The 17,848-nt window shown below is 56.1% G+C and carries 16 protein-coding genes; 8 read left to right on the top strand and 8 right to left on the bottom strand.

Features of this window, described 5'->3' with window-relative positions; translation table 11 throughout:
• Position 1: 1 nt before the first annotated feature.
• From H8S02_RS05600 to H8S02_RS05630, 7 genes are all read left to right on the top strand, one after another.
• Positions 2 to 577, top strand: coding sequence for a phosphatase PAP2 family protein (locus tag H8S02_RS05600; RefSeq protein ID WP_186969683.1), 576 nt, complete (start codon positions 2 to 4; stop codon positions 575 to 577).
• Entirely contained in the window at positions 574 to 2,001 is a 1,428-nt protein-coding gene (locus H8S02_RS05605; RefSeq protein ID WP_186969684.1) for a lipopolysaccharide biosynthesis protein, read from the top strand. The genes H8S02_RS05600 and H8S02_RS05605 overlap by 4 nt, the downstream gene beginning before the upstream one ends.
• A 262-nt stretch (positions 2,002 to 2,263) precedes the next feature.
• Positions 2,264 to 2,764, top strand: coding sequence for a QueT transporter family protein (locus tag H8S02_RS05610; protein ID WP_199673668.1), 501 nt, complete (start codon positions 2,264 to 2,266; stop codon positions 2,762 to 2,764).
• 26 nt (positions 2,765 to 2,790) lie between these two features.
• Positions 2,791 to 3,288, top strand: a complete 498-nt coding sequence (queF, locus tag H8S02_RS05615; protein WP_118684738.1) for a preQ(1) synthase — start codon at positions 2,791 to 2,793, stop codon at positions 3,286 to 3,288.
• Positions 3,285 to 3,971 (top strand): 7-cyano-7-deazaguanine synthase QueC, encoded by a 687-nt coding sequence (gene queC, locus H8S02_RS05620; protein ID WP_186969685.1) that lies wholly within the window; start codon positions 3,285 to 3,287, stop codon positions 3,969 to 3,971. Before queF ends, queC begins: the two co-directional genes overlap by 4 nt.
• A gap of 94 nt (positions 3,972 to 4,065) precedes the next feature.
• The gene (locus tag H8S02_RS05625) at positions 4,066 to 4,941 is read left to right on the top strand and encodes a dipicolinate synthase subunit DpsA (RefSeq protein ID WP_186969686.1); all 876 of its coding nucleotides are present in this window, start codon (positions 4,066 to 4,068) and stop codon (positions 4,939 to 4,941) included.
• Complete coding sequence (locus H8S02_RS05630; RefSeq protein ID WP_330601930.1) at positions 4,938 to 5,507, top strand: dipicolinate synthase subunit B; 570 nt, start codon at positions 4,938 to 4,940, stop codon at positions 5,505 to 5,507. The genes H8S02_RS05625 and H8S02_RS05630 overlap by 4 nt, the downstream gene beginning before the upstream one ends.
• 67 nt (positions 5,508 to 5,574) lie before the next feature.
• On the opposite strand, the gene H8S02_RS05635 is transcribed toward H8S02_RS05630, so the two are convergent.
• The 4 genes from H8S02_RS05635 to H8S02_RS05650 form a co-directional block, all read right to left on the bottom strand.
• A complete protein-coding gene (locus tag H8S02_RS05635) occupies positions 5,575 to 6,483 on the bottom strand; it encodes a diacylglycerol/lipid kinase family protein (RefSeq protein ID WP_186969687.1) in 909 nt (302 codons plus the stop codon).
• 30 nt (positions 6,484 to 6,513) lie between these two features.
• Positions 6,514 to 8,427 (bottom strand): molecular chaperone HtpG, encoded by a 1,914-nt coding sequence (gene htpG / locus H8S02_RS05640; protein WP_186969688.1) that lies wholly within the window; start codon positions 8,425 to 8,427, stop codon positions 6,514 to 6,516.
• A 214-nt stretch (positions 8,428 to 8,641) separates the two neighbouring features.
• Entirely contained in the window at positions 8,642 to 9,673 is a 1,032-nt protein-coding gene (locus H8S02_RS05645; RefSeq protein WP_186969689.1) for a copper amine oxidase N-terminal domain-containing protein, read from the bottom strand.
• A 150-nt stretch (positions 9,674 to 9,823) separates the two neighbouring features.
• Positions 9,824 to 11,023: a hypothetical protein gene (locus H8S02_RS05650; protein WP_186969690.1), complete on the bottom strand. Its 1,200-nt coding sequence runs from the start codon at positions 11,021 to 11,023 to the stop codon at positions 9,824 to 9,826.
• Positions 11,024 to 11,174: 151 nt separating this feature from the next.
• Here H8S02_RS05650 and H8S02_RS05655 point away from each other — a divergent pair, with 151 nt between their 5' ends.
• Positions 11,175 to 12,110, top strand: coding sequence for an L-lactate dehydrogenase (locus H8S02_RS05655; RefSeq protein ID WP_186969691.1), 936 nt, complete (start codon positions 11,175 to 11,177; stop codon positions 12,108 to 12,110).
• Positions 12,111 to 12,158: 48 nt separating this feature from the next.
• On the opposite strand, the gene H8S02_RS05660 is transcribed toward H8S02_RS05655, so the two are convergent.
• From H8S02_RS05660 to H8S02_RS05675, 4 genes are all read right to left on the bottom strand, one after another.
• Complete coding sequence (locus tag H8S02_RS05660; protein WP_186969692.1) at positions 12,159 to 13,541, bottom strand: S-layer homology domain-containing protein; 1,383 nt, start codon at positions 13,539 to 13,541, stop codon at positions 12,159 to 12,161.
• Between the two features lie 119 nt (positions 13,542 to 13,660).
• The gene (locus H8S02_RS05665) at positions 13,661 to 14,545 is read right to left on the bottom strand and encodes a mechanosensitive ion channel family protein (RefSeq protein WP_186969693.1); all 885 of its coding nucleotides are present in this window, start codon (positions 14,543 to 14,545) and stop codon (positions 13,661 to 13,663) included.
• A 78-nt stretch (positions 14,546 to 14,623) separates the two neighbouring features.
• The gene (gene proS, locus H8S02_RS05670; protein WP_186969694.1) at positions 14,624 to 16,063 is read right to left on the bottom strand and encodes a proline--tRNA ligase; all 1,440 of its coding nucleotides are present in this window, start codon (positions 16,061 to 16,063) and stop codon (positions 14,624 to 14,626) included.
• Entirely contained in the window at positions 16,063 to 17,829 is a 1,767-nt protein-coding gene (locus tag H8S02_RS05675) for an S-layer homology domain-containing protein (protein ID WP_186969695.1), read from the bottom strand. Before H8S02_RS05675 ends, proS begins: the two co-directional genes overlap by 1 nt.
• Positions 17,830 to 17,848 lie beyond the last annotated feature (19 nt).

Genomic DNA, 17,848 nt, shown 5'->3' on the forward strand with positions numbered 1-17,848 from the left:
CATGGAAATTCTGCTTGACATCATTCGGAGTGTGGACTACAATATCCTGCTCCTTATCGCGGACAGGCTCCGCGGCGGCATGCTCGACCCGGTCATGACCATGCTGTCTCTGATTGGGAACGGCGGCGCAGTCTGGATCACGCTCGCGGTCCTGCTGCTGTTCTTTCGAAAAACGCGGCGCGCAGGCGCAGCCATGCTGCTCGCGATGCTCGCGGGATTCCTTGTAGGTAATCTGTGGCTCAAGGAGCTGGTCATGCGGCCGCGGCCGTTCGTTACGCACAGTGATCTGACCGCACTGCTCGCTCCGGGCGATCGGTGGTCGTTTCCATCGGGACACGCGCTCTCGTCATTTGCGGCGGCGACGGCACTCTGGTGCTTTCATAAAAAGACCGGCGTGCTCGCGCTCGTTCTTGCGGCGCTTATTGCATTCTCGCGACTGTACGCGAGCGTACACTATCCCACCGATGTTCTTGCAGGCATGCTTATCGGCATTGTACTCGGTCATGCGGCGGCGTTTCTGACCGACCGCATCATCGACACATTCCATTCCATCCGGCTGAGAAAGGGCGACAAATGAACCAGTATAAACGTCTGCTCAGCAATACCTTTATCTTTGCTGTCGGCACATTCAGCTCCAAAATTCTTGTCATCCTGATGCTGCGCTTCTACACCGGAGTGCTGACGCAGGACGAGATGGGCGTTGCAGATCTTATCATCAAGACGACAAGCATTTTGTATCCGGTCGTATCACTGTCCATCGGACAGGCAGTTATCCGTTACGGGCTGGAGCGAAGACGGCGCAAGCCGGATGTGTTCACCATCGGTCTGCTGACAGTGGCCTGCGGCTTTCTGATCTCATTGCCGTTCAATCCCCTGCTGAAGCTTGTTCACTATAACACCTCGGCGGGCGTGGCAGGCTCACTGCTCGACTACCGCATTCTGATCTATGTGTATGTGCTGACCTCGTGCACGCAGAATGTCTGCGGCCAGTTTATCCGCGCGATCGGTTATGTCCGCCTGTATGCTATTGACGGCATCTTCCGCACATTCATGACCATTGTGCTGAACATCCTGTACCTCAAGGTGTTCCGCTGGAACATTTACGGCTACGTGGCTTCTATTATCTGCTCGGACGCTCTTTCGACCGTGTGCCTGTTTATGATTGCCAGACTCTGGAAATATTTCCGCCCGCGGCGCATCAACTTCTATCTGTGGCGCAGCATGCTGCTGTACGCGCTGCCGCTTGTTCCGGATGCGATCCTCGTCTATATCATCGGTTTCTCTGATCAGGCGTTTCTCGCCTCCATGCAGAATACCTCGGTCAGCGCGATCTATTCGATCGCCTACCGCGTGCCGACGCTCATTGCGCTCGTCGCATCCATTTTTATTGATGCGTGGCAGCTTTCCATGGTCAACAGCAATACCAAGGAGGAGCAGATCGAATTTTTCTCGAATGTCGGAAATACCTATTCCGCCATTGTATTCATCATTGCCTCGGGCGGCATCATGTGCGCAAAGCTCGCCATGACGGTGCTCGCGGTGAAGAACTACTATATCGGCTGGACATTCATTCCCATTCTGGCGATCGGCGCAGGCTTCAACTGCCTGTCGAGCTTTCAGAAGAGTGTGTATCTGCTGGAGAAAAAAACCGTTCCGTCCTTCCTTTCAACGGCATTTTCTGCGGTCATCAATATTGTTCTGAACGCGCTGCTCATTCCGCGTTACGGCGGAACGGGCGCCGCAGCGGCAACGCTGACAAGCTACGTTGCTCTGTTTATTTACCGCGCACTCGACAGCCGCCGGTTTATGCCGATCCGCTGGAAGAGTCTGCGTCTGGGACTGACTGTGCTGCTGCTCGCCGTGCAGGCAGCGCTCATGCTTATCGAGCCGCCGTTCTGGCTCATCTGGCAGCTGCTGCTGTTTGGTGCAGTGGGACTGCTCAACAGCCGTGAACTGATGGCAGCATTTGCCAAGATTCTGCATCGGCACAGAAAAGCATAAATACAAGGGCGCCTCGAAATCGAGGCGCTTCTTCTTTGTTCGTTTCGGCATTCCGACGAAAAATACGCTTTCTGCGCGGCTGCCCTTGCTTTTCGCTGCCCGATACGTTATACTATATGGCGTGCTGTTCGGCATTCATTGCTTCCGGATATGAAAATGACAGTTCGAAACCATCCTGTCGATAAACAAAACTAGGGACAACGAAACAGAAAATATGTTAATTTTCTCGTTGTTGTACGCATTATTTGGAGGTGAACGAAATATGGTGAAAGAAAATATGAGCAAAGCGCAAAAGCTGACATTTTCTGCGATGATCATGGCGCTCTACATTGTAGTGCTGTACTTCACGCAGAGTTTTTCATTCGGTGCTTATCAGATCCGTATCGCAACTTCGCTTTACGGCCTTTCCTACCTGTTTCCGTTCCTGGTTTTGCCGCTTGGTTTCGCAAACTTCATCGCCAACATGCTGTTCGGCGGCCTTGGCCTGCTCGACATGTTCGGCGGCTGTATCGTCGGTATCGTTACGACCGCAATCATCGTGCTCATCCGCCGTCAGGGCTGGAGCCGATGGCTGATGATCCTCCCGATCATCCTTGTGCCGGGTCTCGGCGTTTCGACGTACCTTTCTTATCTGCTGCATGTGCCTTACAGTGCGCTTGCACTCAGTCTCTGCATCGGCCAGACTGTTCCGGCTATCTGCGGCGCAGTACTGGTAAATGTGCTTCAGCGTGCACTCTATCCGCAGAAGATCAAGGCAGACTGATTGAATTTAAAGGAGAAATGCAACCTATGACCGGAAGAAATAAAGAAGAACTGAACGGCGTCACCCTTCTGGGAAATCAGAAAAACAAGTATCCTACGGATTATGCACCGGAAATGCTCGAGAGCTTTCCGAACAAGCATCCGGAGAACGATTACTTCGTAAAGTTTAACTGCCCCGAGTTTACGAGCCTGTGCCCGATGACCGGACAGCCGGACTTTGCGACCATCTATATCTCCTATGTGCCCGGTGAGCGCATGGTGGAGAGCAAGTCACTCAAACTGTATCTGTTCAGCTTCCGCAATCACGGCGATTTCCACGAGGACTGTGTGAACATCATCATGAAAGACCTTATCCGCCTTATGGACCCGAAATACATTGAGGTCTGGGGCAAATTTACCCCGCGCGGCGGTATTTCGATTGACCCGTACTGCAACTACGGCAAGCCCGGCACACGCTGGGAGCAGGTCGCCTTTGACCGTCTCGCGCATCACGATCTTTATCCGGAGAAGGTGGACAACCGATGAGCGAAAAAGCTATGGTGCTCTGCTCGGGCGGCGTAGACAGCACGACCTGTCTTGCGCTCGCCGTCGAGAAATACGGTAGAGAAAACGTCAGCGCGCTGTCCATTTATTATGGTCAGAAACATGTCAGGGAGATCGAGGCTGCGAAAAAGGTCCTCAAATACTACGGTGTGGAGGGCGCTTCCCTCGACCTTACCCCGGTGTTCGCGTACAGCGACTGCTCGCTGCTTTCCCACTCGACCGAAGAGGTCCCCGAGGAAAGCTATGCAGAGCAGCTGAAGAGTACGCACGGCGCACCGGTCACGACCTATGTCCCGTTCCGTAACGGACTGTTCCTTTCGGCAGCGGCGAGCGTCGCACTTTCCAAGGGATGCAGTGTCATCTACTACGGCGCACATCATGATGATGCAGCCGGAAACGCCTACCCCGATTGCAGCGAGGAATTCGTGAATGCGATGAACCGGTCGGTAGAAGAAGGCACGGGCGGCGCACTGCGCATCGAAGCGCCTTTCGTCCGCTGGAACAAGGCTCAGATCGTCAAGGAGGGCCTGCGGCTGCATGTCCCCTATGAACTGACATGGAGCTGCTACGAAGGCGGAGAGAGGCCGTGCGGCAAATGCGGCACCTGTCTCGATCGTCTGCGCGCGTTCGAAGCGAACGGCGTGAGCGACCCGGCAATGAAGTAATAAAAAAGACTGCTGTTTTCTCTCGAGAACGGCAGTCTTTTATTTTGACACCTCCCCTGCTCTATGCATAGAATGACGCAGAGGAGGTTTTTCTATGGGTAAGAGCTTGACTCTGGCGGTCATCGGCGGCGATGAGCGTCAGGTTTTTCTGGCGAGCCTTGCACTGGCAGACGGTCATGCCGTGCGCACGTTTGCGCTTGACCGGGCGAACATAGAGGGCGCGGCGATCTGTTCTGATGCTGCGTCATGCACAGAGGGCGCAGATGCAGTGCTGCTGCCCGTCCCCGTCATGCAGGGCGATGGCTTGCTGCGCGCACCGCTTGCGCGGACGGAGACTGATGTGATGCAGGTGCTTGATGCGATACCGGCAGGCGTGCCGGCGTTCGGCGGTGCGGTTCCCTTCCGGCTGCATGCCCGGGCGGTGCAGTGCGGTGTACGGCTGATCGACTATCTCTCGCGAGAGGAGCTAGCGATACGCAACGCCGTGCCTACCTGTGAGGGAGCGCTGCAGCTCGCTATGGAGCAGACTGACTGCACGATACAGGGTGCACATGTGCTCGTCATTGGTGCAGGACGGATCGGATTTCTGCTTGCTGTCAGACTGCATGCACTGGGAGCACAGGTGACTGTCGCGGCCCGGTCACTGAGAGACCGTGCTCGTATCGAGTCCGCAGGCCTTGCGGCGGTGGATACGGCACAGCTTGCACAGGAGGTGCACGGCAGGGAGATCATCTTCAATACTGTGCCTGCACCGCTTTTGACGGGCGAGATACTGCGCGCACTGACGCCATCCTGCATTGTGATCGACCTTGCGTCCATGCCGGGAGGTGTTGCGCCGGATGCGGTTCCCCCAACGGGCTGCCGGGTAATACACGCCTTGTCTCTGCCTGGAAAGGTTGCGCCGCGCACGGCTGCTGCCGCGATTTATGCTACGGTGACCGCTATACTGCGAGAGGAGGGCGTGCTGTGAAAATCGGTTTTGTTATGACAGGTTCGTTCTGTACGTTCGTCAAGGCACTTCGAGCAATGGAAAATCTTGTATCGCTCGGTCACAGCGTTACACCAATCCTGAGCGAGCATGCAGGCGGTATGGATACACGGTTCGGCACGGCAGATGATTTGCGTGAACGTCTGCGGAATATCACTGGCAGCGAGATCATCGACAGTATTGCGGGAGCGGAGCCGATCGGGCCAAAGCGAATGTTCGATGTGCTGATCGTTGTGCCCTGCACGGGCAACACGCTTGCAAAGCTCTCGCACGGTATTACAGATACGACCGCTGCAATGGCGGTTAAGAGCCATTTGCGAAGCGAGAGACCGGTTGTCCTCGCACTTTCAACCAATGATGCGCTTGCAGCCTCCGCAGAGAATATCGGAAGACTGCTGAATCGCAGACACTATTATTTCGTGCCGTTCGGACAGGACGATCCGGAGGGCAAACCGCGGTCGCTGGCAAGTGAACTTTCGCTCCTGCCGGAGACCATGGAAGCAGCACTTGAAGGGCGGCAGCTGCAGCCGATATTGATTTCTTTCTGATGCAGAAGAACAAGGGCAGGGACACGATACGGTGTCCCTGCCCTTTTACGGCTGTCGGTATTGCGGATCAGCTGTTTCCGTCCGCATTCTCCCCGCCAGTCACGAAGCGGATGGCTCTTGCATAGTTTTTGATCTCGGCATGCGTCTCTGAACCGCCGAATTCACCGTCAAGCGTCCAGGAGATTTCCTCATCTGAGTCAAATGTGATATGCGAGGTGCGGAAGTAGAGAAAACGAGTCGATTCGGTGTTATGCGTCAGCAGGTCATTGATCAGCCATTGAAGCTCCATCGGATTATCGACCGGATAGACGAGCAGAACCTCATACAGACCGTCATCGAGTGCGATAGAGTCCGGACTCAGTGCCTTGAAACCGCCTACAGAGACCGAATTTGTTACCATGCCGTAAATGAAGTGATCTTCGGTCTGCATTTCCGGACTGTTGACGCGGATGCGATATTCCTTGATGTTCGCAAGCGACATAACGCCCTGCATGATGTAGGCAGCACGGCCGAAGATGTTTTTAGTCTGCTGCGGCGTGGCGTAGCTGACCTCGGTGAATACGCCGAAGGCAGCGATATAGTTAAAATAGCGGCTGTTAAAGCGGCCGATGTCGAGTGCCTGCAAGCGGTCCTTTGCAGCGATAGCAGCCGCCTCGGCCGGGACCTTGGGAATACCGAGACTGGTAGCAAAATCGTTGGTCGTGCCGGCAGGGATGTAGCCGAGAGGCGGCTGTACCTTGCTCTGCATCAGTCCGGTGACGACCTCGTTGAGTGTGCCGTCGCCGCCGGCACAGACGATACGGTCAAATTCCCCGGCTCTTGCCTGCGCAACGCGGGTCGCATCCTCGGGACCTTCGGTTACGTGCAGGGTTACATCAAACCCTGCCTCTTGAAAGGTGAGGATGCAGTCAATGAGCTTGCCGCGCATCGCACCGCGCCCGGCATGGGGATTAACGATCCAGAGCATTTTTTTCATGTGCATCCGTCTCCTTTCATGAGTATGCGTTTAGCGGGCAAGAAGAGCGCAGATCTTGTTGGCGTAGCCGGCCGGGTCATCCACCGGCAGACCCTCGATCAGCAGCGACTGCGTGTACAGAATGTCCGCATAGTCGGCAAGGGCATCCGAACCTTCGGCCTGGAGAGCGCACAGCTTCTTGAAGATCGGGTGATCTGCGTTCAGTTCGAGTACGCGATCAGCGCGGACAGTCTCACCGCCGTTGACGGCAGCCTGCTGGTTGAGCACCTTCTCCATTTCAAGCGTTACCGGGCCTTCGGCGCGCAGACAGCACGGATGGTTTTTGAGGCGGCCGGTCAGCTCGACCTTCTTCACCTTGCCCTCAAGCGCCTTGCTGAGCGCGTCGAGCAGCTCCTTGTTGTCCTCAGACTGCTTCTTGATCTCTTCCCTTTCCTCTTCGCTTTCCAGACCAAGGTCTGCGTCCAGAATCGACTTGAATTCCTTGTCGTCGTATTTCGCAATCATTTTGGTGCAGAACTCGTCGATGCTGTCATCCATGCAGAGGACTTCGTAGCCCTTGTCGGACAGAGTCTCCATGACAGGCAGCATCTTGATCTTATCAACAGTTTCACCGCAGGCGTAGTAAATATACTTCTGGCCTTCCTTCATACGGGAAACGTAGTCCTTGAGCGAAACGAGCTTGTTCTCGGTCGAGGAATGATACATCAGCAGATCCTGAAGCAGCTCCTTATGTGCGCCGTACTGGACGTATGCGCCATACTTAATCTGGCGGCCGAAGGATGCCCAGAACTTGTCGTAATCCTCCGGCTTATCCTTCTGCATCTTGAGCAACTCGTTCTTGATCTTCTTTTCCAGACTCTGTGCGATAGCCTTGAGGTGGCGGTCGTGCTGGAGCATTTCGCGGGAGATGTTGAGCGACAGGTCTGCGGTGTCTACCATGCCGCGGACAAAGCTGAAGTGGTCAGGCAGCAGATCGGCACACTTGTCCATGATGAGCACGCCGTTGGAGTAGAGCTGAAGCCCCTTTTCATAATCCTTGGTATAATAATCCATCGGAGCGTGCGACGGGATAAACAGCATCGCGGTATAGGTCACTGCGCCCTCAACGCTCGTATGGATGTGACAGAGCGGCGGCTGATAGTCGAAAAACTTCTGCGTATAGAAATTGTTGTAGTCCTCGTCCTTCAGCTCCTTTCTGGATTTCTTCCAGATCGGAACCATGGAGTTCAGGGTTGTGTTTTCGGTATACTCCTCCCACTCGGGCTTGTAGTCATCCCCTGCATCTGCCGGCTTCTCCTTCATGCGAGAACGGGTCATGTCCATCTTGATCGGATAGCGGATGTAGTCGGAGTATTTCTTGACCAGACCCTGTACGCGGTAAGGTTCAAGAAATTCATCGTAGTTTTCGGATTCGGTGTTGTCCTTGATGGTGAGGACGATCTTCGTGCCGTTCTCTGCCTTTTCACAGGGCGTCACGGTGTAGCCGTCCGCGCCGTCCGACTCCCAGCGGTTTGCGCCATCGCTGCCGACCGCACGGGAAACGACCTCAACATGCTTTGCGACCATGAAGGCGGCGTAAAAACCGACGCCGAACTGGCCGATGATGTCGATGTCGTCCTGCTTCTCGTTCTCAGCCTTGAAGGCAAGCGAGCCAGAGCGTGCGATGGTGCCGAGGTTGCTCTCGAGCTCCTCAGCGGTCATGCCGCAGCCATGATCCTCGATGATGAAGCGGCGGTTTGCCTTGTCGAGGGTCAGCTCGATGGGGAGCGCATCGCGCGTGATACCCGTTTTGCCTTCCTTCATCGCGTTATAGTAGAGTTTATCGGTGGCATCCGATGCATTCGAGATCAGCTCACGCAGGAAAATCTCCTTGTGCGTATAAATCGAGTTGATCATCAGGTCAAGCAGACGCTTGGACTCTGCTTTGAACTGTTTCTGTGCCATAGTTACATACACCTCTGTGTTTTGATTTATCTGTTCAATACGATTAGCACTCTATATCTTCGAGTGCCAACAATGATATGATAGTACGCTTTTTACAAAAAATCAAGAGGGCAGCACAGAAAATTCACGTTTTGTTAACAGTGTGCAAAATAAAAAAGAACCGCTCCGTGAAGAGCGGTTCTGAGACTATGGACTTTTCTCAGCTGAGCAGTATTTATTCTGCGACAGCCGTCAGCATCAGGCTGCCGAGAGTCAGGGAGCCGTTGCTGAACGAAATGGTCTCGCCGGCAAGCTGGAACAGCTCTGCCGGAACCCAGCTTGTGCCGTTGATCTCGTAGGAGGCAGCGCCGAGAGATACGCCGCCGGTGCGATCGTTGCCTGCGTGGTAGCGGTCTGCACCTAGCTGGACGTTGATCGGGGTCTCACCCTTTTTGAGGATAACGGTCTGGGTCTTGCCGTCCCAGGATACCTTGTAGCCGAGGTTCTCTGCGACCTTGCGGACCGGAATCATCGCTACGCCGTCTGCAACGCAGCCTTCGGTCAGCTGCGAGCCATCCTTAGAGAAAACGAGGAAACGGCTGTCCTCCTGGCCCGGGATGACAACGCGGTCGGCAGCGGCCTGTGCCGGGTAAGAAGTAGCAGCGACGTCGAACCATGCAAGGAAACGGGTGCCGACATGGATATCATCGACGGTTACAATGTTGCGGGTCATGAACGGCTGAACGCTCGCGTCCTTCGCGATGGTAAGGTGCAGCGCGCCGCTCTGGCAGGTAACGGTGACAGAGCCGTCGTCGTTCTTCTGAACAGCCTCAGCAGTGAGCAGAGATGCCGGAGCGTGCTTGTCGGTGAGATTGGTCAGAACAGCATATGCGGTGGTCTGTGCCGGAAGAGACATGGTGACAGCTTCGTCGTGGTATACGTAAACGCTTTCACCTGCCTTGAGGGCAGACAGATCAGCCGCAGCAGCGGTCTGGGTGTCCATGACGATCGCATTTTCGGTGTGCAGTACGAGCTCGTCGCCGTCTGCGGTCTTAACAGTCAGATCGCCGTTCTCATAGCTGACAACGGTCGCCAGCTCGGTCATCGGTGCAACGGACAGAGACGGGAGCGTATCGGCAGCGGCCTGCGTCAGCGTCGAGCTGCCCGTTCCGTTCAGATGAGAGACATCGACTGCGCCAGCAGCCGGAAGTGCGCTCATCATCATCATTGCAGCGGCCAGTACGCCGCCCATCGTTCTCTTCATCATAGTGTTTTATCCTCCTGTGTTATGTTCTTGTCCTGTTAGACGGAGAACCGCACAGAAGGTTCCCTGTTTTTCGAAAAAACTCAAATTATTTTTTTGACGGTACAGCGCGATTAAAGCTTGTGCGGCTTACGGGAATTGTACGGCATGGCCTTAGCCTGCGAAAGCTGCCGAGACGGAAACGGTGTACTCCCCTGCTGTGCAGTCGAGAGAAACCGTCTGAGAGACGATTTTTCCAAAGGAGACCGTCTGTTCAGTTTGAATGTTCGATACCTGCATGCTGCCGCCGTTCGGCATGGCAAATGCAGCGGTGTCCGTAAGACTGTCATAGAGCGGCGAGGTAAGCTTGATCGCCCAGCGGTCGTTCGAGCGCGAAAGTGACGAAACATACGCGAGCGGCACGCGGCCGAAGGCGGTCAAACGCTGCATCTGGTCGCGTGCTGAGCACGCTTCGCTGTCGCTCTTGGAACCGAAACTGGTGCTCAGCAGGCCGTTTTCAAGCGAAACTGCCGTCAGCAGTGTCTTGTCAGCGACGTTTGCGGCCGAAAGGGTCAGCGTACCGCTCGTCAGCAGACTCTGGTTGTCTGTATCTGCAGTGGTCGTATCCTCTGCCCGTAGGGTCAGCACGGTCTCGCCGTTCCTTTTGACGGCGGTCGGCTGAACGACGGTTTTATAGGTAAGCGCTGCGGCGGTTTTCGCGGTCATGGCGCGGTAGCTCTCGTAATTGGCAAACAGGCGCTTGAGCGGCGCAGCAGCGGCCGCGTCAACAGCGCCCTGCTCAGTGAGACGGTCGAGCAGTGTTCTCTCTTCCCCCTTCGGGGAAACTGCAAGTGCGGTGTAGGATGCTGCCGCGGCGTCATCACGGTTAAACAGCTCGGTGTCGACAGCGGCGAGATCATACACGCCAAGCTGCGCGGCGGTCTCGGCAGCATCGGAATAGCTGAAATCCCCGGCGGTATCCGAATAGCCGAGTGAGCGCAGCAGAAATGCCGCATACATCCGGGCATCACACATGTTCTCCGGCGACCACGAAGTCGCAGAGGTGCCCTGCGTCAGACCGTTATCATACAGATACTGGATATACGGCTGCTCCCACGCGGCAAGGTCGGTAAACGGCGCGGTATAGGTGAGCTCTCTGGCGGCGTCCTCCTGTCCGAGCAGGCGGACGAGCATGACAGCGGCCTCTGCACGGGTAGGCGCACGGTCGAGCGCGTAGCCGCTTCCTGTTCCTTCGAACAGGCCGAGCGAATGCAGCGTGTCTGCACACGGCGTGAAGTCGGCGGCGAGAGAGGCGCAGGTTAGCGCGCCGGTGAGAGCTGCACCGCAGAAAAGACTGCGTAATACTTTATTCAAAGGTGTTCCCTCCTGAGTCATAGAGAATATATAGGCGATACCGCATGATTGAACAAGGGTGATTTGCACGGTACCGCTATAATACTATATCACATTCTGATGTATTTTCCAACCGGTAATCGGGCAGAATACGCGAAAAGGAGTGACTTTCATGGCAGACATGCGAAAATGCGGTATCATCGGTACCGGAAATGTAGGTGCGGCGAGCGCTTATACCCTTGCGGTGAGCGGACTGTTCTCCGAGGTATTACTGCTTGATGCGGACATGCACAGAGCGGAGGGCGAAGCCGCTGACATTGCGCACGGTGCAGCGCTTCGGCGGCCCTGCCGGGTACACGCAGGCGGCTACGCCGACTTTGCGGACTGCGGACTGGTTATACTCGCGGCCGGGACGAACCAGCGCCCCGGCGAGACTCGGGAGGCTCTGCTCGGGCGAAACCGTGCCATCCTGCAAAGCATTCTGGAACAGCTGACCGCTGTAAACCGGGATGCAGTCCTGCTCGTCGTGTCGAACCCGGTGGACGTACTGACCGGATATACACTTGAGCTGTCCGGATTTCCGGCTGAGCGGGTCATTGGTTCGGGAACCGTGCTCGACACGGCGCGCATCAAGTGCCTTCTGGGGGAAAAACTCGGCGTGGACAGCCGAAATGTGCACGCCTTCATGCTGGGCGAGCACGGCGACAGTGAAGTCGCGGTCTGGTCGAGCGCCAATATCTCGGGCGCGGATCTTGACGACTTCTGCCTTGCTGCCGGAATTGATGATCCGGAAAGCATGCTTGCCTCGCTCGCGCGTGAGGTCACTCACGCAGCGTATGATATCATCGAGCGCAAGGGCGCAACCTGCTATGGCATTGCGATGGCAGTGCGGCGCATTGCAGAGGCTATCATCCGGGACGAGCACGCCGTCCTGCCCGTTTCGACGCTTGCGCGCGGTGCTTACGGCATCGAGGGCGTATGCCTCGGTCTGCCTGCCGTCGTAGGAAGATCAGGCGTCTCCCAGGTTCTCGACCTGCCGCTGTCACGCGATGAGACTGAACGGCTGCTTGCTTCCGCGCACAAGCTCAAAACCCTCATGGAGGGATGAACAAGGCCGCAGAGCGAAAAACTCTGCGGCCTTGTTTATGATCTTTCATTATTCGCCCTCGGGATGAATCTGCTTAAGATACTCGACCATGTCAATGTAGCTCGACAGGTCGGACGGAATGCTGATCTTGACGGCGGAGCCGGTCGCCTTGACGACGCTCTTGACATCCATGGAGGCGGAGACGGTCTCGCCTTCGACGGTGATCTTTACGGTGCCCTTGACTGCGACCTCTGCAAGCTGGCCGTTCCTGACGGTCATGGTGATGGCCGTATCCTTGAATTCGACCTTGGTGTTCGCAGAACCCTCGGGGAGACCGCCTGCATAGCTGGTGAGAATCTCGTTGATCGTGCTGTTGAGAGCCGAACCATCGTAAGTAACGGTGAGGTCGGAGCCGGACTGCTTGATGTTCTTGATGTAGCAAAGCGGCAGAACATCTGCGTCACTTACGCCGAAGCTGTGAAGCTGCGCCGTGAGCTCATCAAGATCCAGCGTCATCTTGACCTTGACGCCATCACCCATATCCATGTAGTAAACGCCGCCGGTGTAGCACGCCTTGATATTCGAAACAACCGGCTCAGAGCCTGTGACCCGGGTCGTGGTCGTGCCGGTGATTTCCATCTGCGCGTCCTTCAGCTTGTCCGGGTCAACGTAGGCCTTGGTGTTCATCACGCTGTCTGCGGTGATTTCCATGTCGGATGCCTTCATGGTCATGCGGGCGGTAACGTCCTGTTCTGCGCGGGTAATCGGCGTAGAAACCGCCTTATTGTAGCTTTCAGCGAGATCGATGAAACTGGAGAGCGGCGCCGCCTTACTCTGGTCGATCGCACCGTCGGCGATGAGCTTGTCGAGCAGGGTGATGTCGGTCGCCTTGACCGGGGTTGCGAGCGCTTCCAGACTCATGGCAGCGACATTATCTCGCAGGAAATTGTTCGTGTCACAGAAAGATTCGTCGATGAGACCGACGTTGTCCGCCGCAAAGTCAAGTGCACCGGTATAGGTGAAATCACCGTTCTGCGTGTCGGAGTAGCCGAGCGAACGCAGCAGGAAGGTGGTGTACATCTGAGCGGAGCACTTTGCCTTCGGCTCGAAGGTGGTCGCGGTTGCGCCGGTAGTCAGCTTGTTGTCATAAAGGTACTGGACGTAAGGGGCTTCCCAGCCCTCCAGATCGGTAAACGGCGCGGTATAGGTGAGCGCCTTGGCGTCGGCCTCCTTGCCGAGCAGGCGCACGAGCATAACGGCGGCCTCTGCACGGGTGGGGGCACGGTCAAGGTCGTACTGCGGTGCGCCGGAAGCGGTCGTGCCGGTGCCCTGGAACAAACCGACCTCATGCAGACGGTCAGCAGACGAAGTGAAGTTTGCCGCACCTGCGGAAACCATTACGCCTGCTGCACAGGCAACTGCCATAGCGCCGAGCTTAAAGCATCTTTTCATAATTTTCTCCTCCTTACACTTTTACTGGATAGGACCAGTTTATATGTTCATTATAACAGAGTTAATATGAAAAGCAAGCGGTATTTCTTTTTGCAGAAAGCTTTATTCTCAGCAGAGGTTTACCCTTCCGCTGAGGGGGAAGAGGAAACTATCTGCATATGCGGATATGCAATCTCTATCCCTTCCCTGTCGTAGGCCTGCTTGATGCCCTCCAATACGGCACACTTGAGCGCGAATGCAGTCGCGTTGTCCTTCGCCCAGAGAGACGCGCGCAGCGTCACCGACGAGTCGGCGAGCTCGAGTACCACGACTGTCACCTTGGGCGCGCCGTCATGCTTCTGCTGTTCGGTGCGCACATCGAGATAGCTCGGCTGCCGCGCTACCTCGGCTGCAAGCAGTTCCTTCGCCTTTTTCAGGTCACTCTCGTAGCTGACGCCCACGGTCAGGAACACGCAGATGCGGCTGTCCGCGTAGTCGGCGTTTTCGATGATGGCGCTGTTCATCTTGCTGTTCGGGATGATAACGCGCTTGTTCTCGACTGTGCGCACGGCGGTGTGATGCAGCGTGATCTCTTCGACTGTGCCGGTGATGTCGCTGTCGACATAACGCACGACGTCTCCCATCTTGAACGGCTTGAACAGCAGGATCATCACGCCGCTCACGACGCTGCCGAGCGCTTCCTGCGCCGCAAGACCGGCTACCACAGCGATAACACCGCCGGCCGTCAGCAGGGTATGTACCGCGCTCGAAAGCAGAGGTATCGCTCCGATAATGACCATGCCGCCGGCAAAATACACCGCTGCGACCGCGATATAGCGCACGAAGCCAGTTACTGTCGCGAGCGAACTGCCCGACTTTCTCTGTCGGTCGACAAGCTTGCGCATCAGTCGATTTACCGTCTGCGCCGCGATATAGGTCAGCACTGCGGTCAGGATCGCCAGTCCGGCCATGCCCAGAAAGCGACCGGCGGGCGTGGACATGAATTCTTCTATCTTTGCAAGCAAGCACAGCACTCCTTTCCTTGAAAAACAGCGAAGGCGAGGTGATGCGTCACCCCGCCCTGCATAAGTTTCTGATGCGTCTTAGTACGCGATGCCCCAGACAACCATCTTGTCGGCCTTCTTGCCGCAGACCGGGCAGGTATCTGCAATATGCTCCTGCTCAAACGGCATGCAGCGGCTCGGCATGCCGGTTTCTTCCTTGATCTTCTCCTCACAGGCCTGATCGCCGCACCACATGGACTTGATAAAGCCAGTGTGTTCAGCGAGGATGGACTTCATCTCATCCAGGCTGGTTGCGGTGTAGGTATGTGCCTCGCGGTTTGCCAGCGCCTTTTCGTAGAGGCTCTTCTGGATGTCATCGAGCAGAGCCGGAATGGTCTTTTCGAGATCCTCGAACTTGACAACGGTCTTTTCGCGGGTGTCGCGGCGGACAAGCACACACTGACCCTCGGCGATGTCGCGCGGGCCGACCTCCAGACGGAGCGGAATGCCCTTCATCTCATACTCGGCGAACTTCCAGCCCGGGGTATTGTCGGACAGATCGATCTTTGCACGGATACCGGCTGCCTTGACCTGCTCGTACAGCTCGGCTGCCTTTTCCTTGACGCCTTCCTTATGGGCAGCGACCGGGATTACGACGAGCTGGGTCGGAGCGATGCGCGGCGGCAGCACCAGACCCTCGTTATCGCCGTGGGTCATGATGATCGCGCCGATAATACGGGTGGAAACGCCCCAGGAGGTCTGATACATATACTGAAGCGTGTTGTTCTTATCGGTGTACTGCATGCCGAAGGCGCGCGCGAAGCCGTCACCGAAGTAGTGCGAGGTGCCGGACTGAAGCGCCTTGCAGTCGTGCATCATGGCCTCGATCGTGTAGGTGTTCTCTGCACCGGCGAAGCGCTCCTTCGGGGTCTTTTCGCCCTTGACGACCGGGATGGCCAGCCATTCCTCGAAGAACTTCGCGTAGATGTTCAGCATGCGCAGGGTCTCCTGCATCGCCTCCTCGGCGGTGGCGTGGACGGTATGACCCTCCTGCCACCAGAACTCACGGGAACGCAGGAACGGACGGGTGGTCTTTTCCCAGCGGACGACCGAGCACCACTGATTGTACAGCTTGGGCAGGTCACGCCAGGAACGGACGATCTTCGCGTAATGCTCGCAGAACAGGGTCTCGGAGGTCGGGCGGACACACAGACGCTCCTCGAGCTTGTCATTGCCGCCGTGGGTGACCCACGCGCACTCCGGCGCGAAGCCCTCTACATGGTCGGCCTCCTTCTGGAGCAGGCTTTCCGGGATGAAGATCGGCATCGCAACGTTCTCATGGCCGGTCTCCTTGAACATAGTGTCGAGCGTGTGCTGAATGTTCTCCCACAGCGCCTGCGCGTACGGGCGCATGATGATGCAGCCCTTGACGGACGAGTAGTCCGCCATCTCCGCCTTTTTTACGATATCTGTGTACCACTGCGCGAAATCCACGTCCATCGACGTGATCTCACTGACCAGCTTTTTCTTTTCTGCCATTATTCTTCACCTTTCTGGTTCGCAATAATCTTATCTATTTTCTCTTGTTCGTTTTCCAGCGCATCGTTGCCCCAGATGTAGAATACATCATCGGTTGCAGACCGGACGGTAATCCTTCCGTCTTTCAACAGGCAGGTATAGTGTCCGCTTCTATGGCCCTCTGTCGGAATGGCGATTGTGAAGCGAACAGCACCGCTTTTGACCGTCTTTACCTCGTCGATCAGAATGTCATCGAGTGTTGCAAACGTGGTCTGTGTTCCATCCGGCGCGATACGCACGAGCATATCACCGGCCATGTATCCGATACCATCCGAATAGTATTCCGTCCGCTCAGATTTATTGCAGGAAACAGCATAATAGGCCCCATCGGCATCCTGCTTTACGCTGATGACCGGAGAGTCTGTCACCTGCACCAAACGGCCGTTTTCTTTGCGGTACAGCCCGGCTGTGCCCCAGAACAGCGCACCGTCACTGCCGAATATCTGCGGTGCAAAATGCTTGCGCACCTCGGCATCATCCGACTGATACGCATTGGAGATGGCATAGCTGTCTGTCTTTTGACCGTCCCAGTTATATGCCGTCAGCACGGTTTCGTCCGCCGTGCATTTCTGCGTAATAATCATGCCATCCTCGGTCAGTTGGCAGATGCCTGCCGCCATGTTGAACGGCTCCACGCCTGTTTCCGTGAGCTTATAACCGGTCGTCTCGTCCGTGCAGATGATGCAGCCGCGTGCGCTCTGATAAACGGTATGTGCTGCCTGCTGCTGTGCTTCGGTCAGGGTCAGTTCGGTTTTGACCGTATCGCCGCGCACTGAGCACAGCGAATACGTTTCCGTTTTCCGGTCGTGCACCAGCAGATAATCGGTTTCTCCGGCACTGCCGAGATATTCCACGGAGCTTTCTTTCGGCAGCGAGAGCACTTGCGTCAGTTTCATCGTCTTGCTGTCCATGCGGTACAGGGTCAAGTCCGACTGATCCATATCGCTCTGCGCATAACGGTCTGTACCGCTGACAGGCTGCACTCCGTCAATCGGGCACTGTGCCACTGTCACATCTGCGATCTGGCAGACGAACGGCGAAGCGATCAGGTTCCACTTGTCATCGTACTGATAATCATTGCCGTAATCACGCGGCAGAACGTTCCATGCCGCATTTTTGAACTGTTCCGCCGTGAAAACGCCGTTGTCGATCAGCTTTTCCGCCACACTACGGTCGCCTTCGTCGCCGTTTTTCGCGTAGTTCGTACTGAGCAGCCGCGCCGAGAGCGAAACCGCATCTCCGCGGATAAAGCCCTCCTCGTCCGTCTGCCGTACCTCATCGTTATCGACAAAAGCCGTACCCTGATAGCTGTCCGCATCCAAATGTGCCCGGGTCAGAAAAATGCAATACTGGTCGCAGGTGACATTGCGCTGCGAGCCGTACAGTGTCGCGGAAACGCCTTTGGTCAAACCATTCTGATACAGCCAGCCGACGTATTTGTCCGCCCACTGCGGCACATCGGTAAACGGATGCTTCCAGTTTCCTGCCAGCGCGGTCTTTTCTGCGCCAAGCAGACGGGTCAGCATCACCGAGGCCTCTGCGCGGGTCATGGATTTCTCCAGCGCAAAGCCCTTGTCGGTGCCTTTAAACAGCCCGAGATCGTAAAGCATCTGCGCTTGCGCTTCGGTATCGCCGGGATAGTTGTTGTTGATCGTACCGACCCGTGCGGCACCGGCGGCACAAGTCAGCAGACCTGCCATCAAACACGCGGAAACAAATTTTTTCATGCCGCATCCTCCCTGCATA

The organism is Agathobaculum hominis (genome assembly GCF_014288055.1).
In the GTDB taxonomy this organism is placed as follows: Bacteria; Bacillota; Clostridia; order Oscillospirales; family Butyricicoccaceae; genus Agathobaculum; species Agathobaculum hominis.

Bases quoted from the DNA above. Each gene is read 5' to 3' on its own strand.
- queF (WP_118684738.1), top strand. From the start codon at position 2,791: ATGACCGGAAGAAATAAAGAAGAACTGAACGGCGTCACCCTTCTGGGA.
- proS (WP_186969694.1), bottom strand. From the start codon at position 16,063: ATGGCAGAAAAGAAAAAGCTGGTCAGTGAGATCACGTCGATGGACGTG.
- H8S02_RS05645 (WP_186969689.1), bottom strand. From the start codon at position 9,673: ATGATGAAGAGAACGATGGGCGGCGTACTGGCCGCTGCAATGATGATG.
- H8S02_RS05635 (WP_186969687.1), bottom strand. From the start codon at position 6,483: ATGAAAAAAATGCTCTGGATCGTTAATCCCCATGCCGGGCGCGGTGCG.
- H8S02_RS05625 (WP_186969686.1), top strand. From the start codon at position 4,066: ATGGGTAAGAGCTTGACTCTGGCGGTCATCGGCGGCGATGAGCGTCAG.
- htpG (WP_186969688.1), bottom strand. From the start codon at position 8,427: ATGGCACAGAAACAGTTCAAAGCAGAGTCCAAGCGTCTGCTTGACCTG.
- H8S02_RS05655 (WP_186969691.1), top strand. From the start codon at position 11,175: ATGGCAGACATGCGAAAATGCGGTATCATCGGTACCGGAAATGTAGGT.
- H8S02_RS05600 (WP_186969683.1), top strand. From the start codon at position 2: ATGGAAATTCTGCTTGACATCATTCGGAGTGTGGACTACAATATCCTG.
- H8S02_RS05675 (WP_186969695.1), bottom strand. From the start codon at position 17,829: ATGAAAAAATTTGTTTCCGCGTGTTTGATGGCAGGTCTGCTGACTTGT.
- queC (WP_186969685.1), top strand. From the start codon at position 3,285: ATGAGCGAAAAAGCTATGGTGCTCTGCTCGGGCGGCGTAGACAGCACG.
- H8S02_RS05610 (WP_199673668.1), top strand. From the start codon at position 2,264: ATGGTGAAAGAAAATATGAGCAAAGCGCAAAAGCTGACATTTTCTGCG.
- H8S02_RS05660 (WP_186969692.1), bottom strand. From the start codon at position 13,541: ATGAAAAGATGCTTTAAGCTCGGCGCTATGGCAGTTGCCTGTGCAGCA.
- H8S02_RS05605 (WP_186969684.1), top strand. From the start codon at position 574: ATGAACCAGTATAAACGTCTGCTCAGCAATACCTTTATCTTTGCTGTC.